Origin of the sequence: Streptomyces graminilatus (assembly GCF_001418565.1) — a bacterium.
Classification (GTDB): domain Bacteria; phylum Actinomycetota; class Actinomycetes; order Streptomycetales; family Streptomycetaceae; genus Streptomyces; species Streptomyces graminilatus.
Genome location: NZ_LIQQ01000411.1, coordinates 1 through 5,573, shown reverse-complemented (window position 1 = coordinate 5,573; position 5,573 = coordinate 1). Strand labels below are relative to the sequence as shown.

6 protein-coding genes are annotated in these 5,573 nt (G+C 70.2%); 4 read left to right on the top strand and 2 right to left on the bottom strand.

Annotation, left to right across the window (positions count from 1 at the left end; translation table 11 throughout):
- From AOK08_RS30950 to AOK08_RS30940, 3 genes are all read left to right on the top strand, one after another.
- Positions 1-803: AIM24 family protein (locus tag AOK08_RS30950; RefSeq protein WP_198539446.1), on the top strand; the 803-nt coding region annotated here is incomplete at its 5' end.
- 11 nt (positions 804-814) lie between these two features.
- A complete protein-coding gene (locus AOK08_RS30945; protein WP_055532228.1) occupies positions 815-1,495 on the top strand; it encodes an AIM24 family protein in 681 nt (226 codons plus the stop codon).
- Between the two features lie 17 nt (positions 1,496-1,512).
- A complete protein-coding gene (locus tag AOK08_RS30940; RefSeq protein WP_055532226.1) occupies positions 1,513-2,268 on the top strand; it encodes an AIM24 family protein in 756 nt (251 codons plus the stop codon).
- Positions 2,269-2,326: 58 nt separating this feature from the next.
- On the opposite strand, the gene AOK08_RS30935 is transcribed toward AOK08_RS30940, so the two are convergent.
- Both AOK08_RS30935 and AOK08_RS30930 read right to left on the bottom strand, forming a co-directional pair.
- Complete coding sequence (locus AOK08_RS30935) at positions 2,327-2,848, bottom strand: NUDIX hydrolase (protein ID WP_055532225.1); 522 nt, start codon at positions 2,846-2,848, stop codon at positions 2,327-2,329.
- The gene (locus AOK08_RS30930) at positions 2,845-4,260 is read right to left on the bottom strand and encodes a zinc-dependent metalloprotease (RefSeq protein WP_055532223.1); all 1,416 of its coding nucleotides are present in this window, start codon (positions 4,258-4,260) and stop codon (positions 2,845-2,847) included. Before AOK08_RS30930 ends, AOK08_RS30935 begins: the two co-directional genes overlap by 4 nt.
- 188 nt (positions 4,261-4,448) lie before the next feature.
- Between AOK08_RS30930 and AOK08_RS30925 the strand changes: the two genes are divergently transcribed.
- Positions 4,449-5,561 (top strand): SDR family oxidoreductase, encoded by a 1,113-nt coding sequence (locus AOK08_RS30925; protein WP_055532221.1) that lies wholly within the window; start codon positions 4,449-4,451, stop codon positions 5,559-5,561.
- Positions 5,562-5,573: the final 12 nt, after the last annotated feature.

The following is a 5,573-nucleotide window of genomic DNA, read 5'->3' as shown; positions in this document are numbered from 1 at the left end:
AGAGGTGTATAAGCGACCGGGCCCCGCCCGGCCAGCCGACCCCGCCTCCGGGCTACGGTCAGCAGCCCCCGTACGGGCAGGTCCCCGGCCAGCAGGCCGCCTACGGCGTGCCCCAGGGCGTACCGCAGGGTGCCGGACAGGGCGCCGGTGTCACGGCCGCGCTCCAGAAGTTCAAGGAGACGCCGACCGGGCAGCGCTGGACGCAGCAGAACAAGAAGCTGATCCGTGTCGACCTCGGCATGGGCGGTCAGCCCGTGCTGGCCCGGCAGGGCAGCATGGTGCTCTACCAGGGCAAGGTCGACTTCAGCTACAAGGGCGCCGGATTCGCCGGCCGCCTCGTGGGCAGCGCGACCGGCCAGGAGATGCAGCTGATGCGCTGCACCGGCCAGGGCCAGGTGTTCCTCGCCGACAACTCCACGATGCTGCACCCCATCGAACTCCAGGGCGACGGCATCTGCGTGTCCGCCGAGAACGTCCTCGCGTTCGACGAGAGCCTCCAGTACGAGGTACGTCGCGTCGAGGGACACGGCATCCCCGGCGGCGCTCTGTTCACCATGCAGTTCACGGGCACCGGCACCATCGTTGTGAAGACCCACGGCACACCCGTCGTCCTGCCCGTCACACCCACCACGTTCGCCGACTGCAACGCCGTGGTCGCCTGGTCGGCCGCCTCCCAGGTGGTCGTCTCCAGCCAGGTACGGATGCGCCGCAACGCCTACCCCGGTGACACCGGGGAGAGCGTCAACCTCCAGTTCAGAGGCGCACCCGGCAACTTCATCGTCGTCCAGCCGTACGAGGTCTGAGGGAGCCCGTCATGAACCAGCCACTCGCGGGCTACGCTCCCGCACCCGTCACCGCCCGCATGGAGAACCACGGCAACCACATGCTGAAGGTCGCCATGCAGACCGGAAACGACCTCCTCGCGCGCGTGGGGTCGATGGTCGCCTACGAAGGCTTCGTCCAGTACGAGCCCAACCCGCCCGCCGTACGCCAGATCGCCAGGGACTGGATGACCGGCGAGGGCGCACCTCTGATGAAGTGCTCGGGCGACGGCCTGCTCTATCTCGCCGACTACGGCGCGAACGTGGTCGTGATCAACCTCAACGGCGACGGCATCTCCGTCAACGCCACCAACCTGCTCGCCTTCGACGCACACCTCACCTGGGGTGTCGAGCGGGTCAAGGGGCTGGCGAAGTTCGCCGGGCAGGGACTGTGGAACACCAGGATCTCCGGGCAGGGCTGGGTCGCCCTGACCTCCCGGGGCACGCCGATCGTCGTCGACTGCGGTGGCGGCGACGACGAGACGTACGTCGACCCGGACGCGCTCGTCGCCTGGTCCCCGAACCTCAAGGTGAAGGGCAAGCGCAGCTTCAAGGCGCAGTCGCTCATCGGCCGGGGCAGCGGCGAGGCCTACCAGATGGCCTTCTCCGGCACGGGCATCGTCGTCGTCCAGCCCAGCGAGGACAGCACCGACCGTCTCCGGTTCCGGGGCTGAGGGGGAGCCAGAACGTCATGCAGAGCCCACTTTTCGCGCACAACGACTCGCAGACCCAGGAACGCTGGAGTCTGCAGAACAAGCAGATGCTCCGGGTCACCCTGGGGGGCCACGACGACATCCTCGCCCGCAAGGGCACGATGGTCGCCTACCAGGGCCTGATGGAGTTCGACGCCGAGTACCAGAGCAGCAACCAGGGCCGCTCCCGCGCGGCCACGGGCGAGGGCCTGGACCTGATGCGCTGCCACGGACAGGGCACGGTCTATCTCGCCAACCTCGCCCAGCACATCCATGTGGTGGACGTGGAACAGGACGGGCTGACGGTCGACAGCAGCTATGTGCTGGCGATGGACTCCGGACTGCACCACGAGGTCATCGCCGTGGACAGCCTGTACGGCATCTCCGGTTCCGGGAAGTACCAGCTCAACATCACCGGGCGCGGCAAGGTCGCCCTGATGACCTCGGGCGCGCCGCTGATGATGCAGGTGACGCCGGACAAGTACGTCAACTGCGACGCCGACGCGATCGTCGCCTGGTCGACCGGCCTGCGTGTGCAGATGCAGGCCCAGACGCACACCTCCGGCGTGTGGCGGCGGCGCGGCAACACCGGTGAGGGCTGGGAGCTCAGCTTCATGGGCAGCGGTTACGCGCTGGTCCAGCCCAGCGAACTGCTGCCGCCGCAGAACGCCCAGATCGGGTCCGGTCTCGCCGCGCAGTACGGGATGGGCCAGCAGGGTGTCCGGTCGCAGAACCAGGGCAACGTCTGGAGCTAGCCGCACCGGTCGGGAACCTGTAAGGGGCGACCACCAAGGGCGGTCGCCCCTTACCGGTTCACAGTCTGGCGCGGGTCGCTTCGAGCAGTCGTACGACCGAGTCGTCCGCCACGTCCGCGACCTCGTCGTACGCGAACCAGCGCAGGTCGAGGGACTCGTCGCTGATCGCCTGGGTCGCCCCGGCGGGCGCCACCACCGCGTACTGGATGTCGAAGTGCCAGTTGCAGGGCGCCGGGATCGGATGCCGGTCGAGGCGCACCGGGCCGCCCGGGAGCAGGCTCAGCCCTGTGACGCCGGACTCCTCCGTGGCCTCGCGCAGTGCCGCCGCCGCCACGGAAGGGTCTTCCGGCTCGCAGTGCCCGCCCATCTGGAGCCACATCCGCAGCTTCTTGTGGAGCGTGAGCAGTACTCGGCCGTGTTCAGGGTCGATCACCAGTGCGCTCGCGGTGATGTGCCCGTCCCCGCAGGCCTTCCACATGCCGTCCGGGTGAGCCCCGAGATGGTCCAGGTAGGCCTGGCGCAGTTCTTCCTGGTCCTCGTAGCCCTTCAGCACGAGGACCGCGTCGTCGTACAGGCTCACTCGGAGTCGTCGCCCTCGCTGTCGTCCTTCTTCAGGTTCGGCTTCTCGGCGGAGCCGCCCGCCGCCTCGCCGAGCATCTTGTCCAGCTCGGAGAAGTCGAGCTGCTCGCGGTGCACGAAGCCGTCCGGGTCGTCGAGGTCGGAGGCCGTCGGCAGCATGTCCGGGTGGGCCCACAGGCCGTCCCGGCCGTCGACACCGCGCGCGTCCGTCAGCGACGCCCACAGACGCGAGGCGTCCCGCAGCCGGCGCGGGCGCAGCTCAAGGCCGATCAGGGTGGCGAACGTCTGCTCGGCCGGGCCGCCCGAGGCACGACGGCGGCGCAGTGTCTCGCGCAGCGCGTCCGCGGACGTCAGACGGGGCTTCGCCGCCGCGTGGACCACCGCGTCCACCCAGCCCTCCACGAGGGCCAGGGCCGTCTCCAGACGGGCCAGGGCGACCTTCTGCTCCAGGGTGTCCTCCGGCTGGAACATGCCCTGCTGGAGCGCGTCCTGCAACTGCTCCGGGTTCTGCGGGTCGAACTGGCCGACCACGTCCTCCAGCTTGGCCGTGTCGACCTTGATCCCGCGCGCGTAGCCGTCGACCGCGCCGAACAGGTGCGAGCGCAGCCACGGCACATGGGCGAACAGACGCTGGTGGGCGGCCTCACGCAGGGCCAGATACAGCCGTACCTCTTCCTGCGGCACCCCCAGGTCCTTGCCGAACGCCTCGATGTTCGCCGGCAGCAGCGCGGCCCGGCCCGCCGGGCCCAGCGGCAGACCGATGTCCGTCGAGCCGACGACCTCGCCCGCGAGAACCCCGACCGCCTGCCCGATCTGCGTGCCGAACATGGCGCCGCCCATGGAGCGCATCATGCCGATCAGCGGGCCCGCCATGGCCTGCATCTCCTCGGGCAGGACATCGCCCATGGCCGCGCCGACGCGCTCGGCGACCGGGTCCACCAGCTCCTTCCAGGCGGGCAGGGTCGCCTCGACCCACTCCGCGCGGCTCCACGCCACGGCCGAGCCCGCGCCGGACGGCAGCGACGTCGCGTCGTCCAGCCAGAGGTCCGCCAGCCGGACGGCCTCCTCGACCGCCGTGCGCTCGGCGGGACCGATGCTGGAGTCCTTGACGCCGTCGGACGTCCCCTGGGCGACCGTCTGGCGGGCGATCTGCTTGGCCATGTCCCAGTTCACCGGACCGCCCTCGTACGAGAGCATCTGACCGAGCTGCTGGAACGCGGCGCCCAGGTCGTTGGGGTTCATGGAACCGAACATGGCTGCGAGCGGATTGTCGCCTCCGGGACCGCCGAACCCGGGCAGTCCGAAACCGAACGGTCCCTGACCACCACCGCCCTGCTGGTCCTTCTGCTTGCCTTCGTCGCCGTTCTCCGGCTCCTCCGGCGGAAGGCCGAAACCGAATGGGGTGTCACTCACGGGATTCCTCGGCTGGTAAGGCCGTCGGCTCTTTCGACGGCGGCTGCCCGACAACACCACCCAGCCTAGACACCATGACCGGTTGGGGGCTCGGTGCTCCGCCGACGTCTGGCCTGCGGCAGGATGGATGTCACCTGGTACGTACGCGTCACGCGCGTCCTTACTGAAGACAACCGCTGGAGACGCCGGTGAGTTCCCCAGATCCGCAGGTTCGCGCAGCGCGAAACCCCTCAACCAATCCGGCCGTACGCGGTCCGGTCGTCGCGGTCACCGGTGCCGCGACCGGGATCGGGGCGCTGCTCACCGAGCGGCTCGCCGCATCCGAGGAGATCAAGCAGGTCGTCGCCATCGACGAGCGCAGAGGCGAGTGCGCGGCGGCACAGTGGCACATCCTCGACGTACGGGATCCGGCCATCGCGGAGAAGCTGCGGGGCGCCGATGTCGTGGTCCATCTGGCCCTCGATCTGGACCTGGAGACCGACGGCGCGGCCCGGACGGCGTACAACGTGCGCGGGACGCAGACCGTGCTGACGGCTGCCGCCGCGGCCGGGGTGCACCGGGTCGTGCTGTGCACGTCCGCGATGGTCTACGGGGCGCTCCCCGACAACGAGCTGCCGCTGTCGGAGGATGCCGAGCTGCGGGCGACCGCCGAGGCGACCGGGGTCGGGGACCTGCTGGAGATCGAGCGGCTCGCCCGGCGCGCGCCACGGGCGCATCCCGGGCTCAATGTGACCGTGGTGCGGCCCGCGGTGCTGGTCGGGGGTACGGACACCGCTCTGACCAGGTACTTCGAGTCGCCTCGGCTGCTTGTCGTGGCCGGGTCGCGGCCCGCCTGGCAGTTCTGTCACGTCGAGGATCTGTGCAGTGCGCTGGAGTACGCGGTGCTGGAGAAGGTCGACGGGGAGCTGGCCGTCGGGTGCGACGGGTGGCTAGAGCAGGAGGAGGTCGAGGAGCTCAGCGGCATCCGGCGCATGGAGCTGCCGTCCGCTGTCGCGCTGGGCGCGGCGGCACGGCTGCACCGGATCGGGCTCACGCCGTCCCCGGCCGGGGATCTGGCGTACACGATGTACCCGTGGGTGGTGAGCGGGAGCCGGCTGCATGATGCCGGGTGGCGGCCTCGGTGGAGCAACGAGGAGGTGCTCGCGGAGCTGCTCGAGGAGGTTGCCGGGCGGCATACGGTGGCTGGGCGGCGGCTCGGTCGGAAGGACGCGACTGCGGCTGGGGCCGCGGGGGCGACTGTGGCGTTGTTGGGTACGGCGGCGTTGGTGCGCAGGGCGCGGAAGGCTCGGCGGCGGATCTGAGGGGGTGGGGGC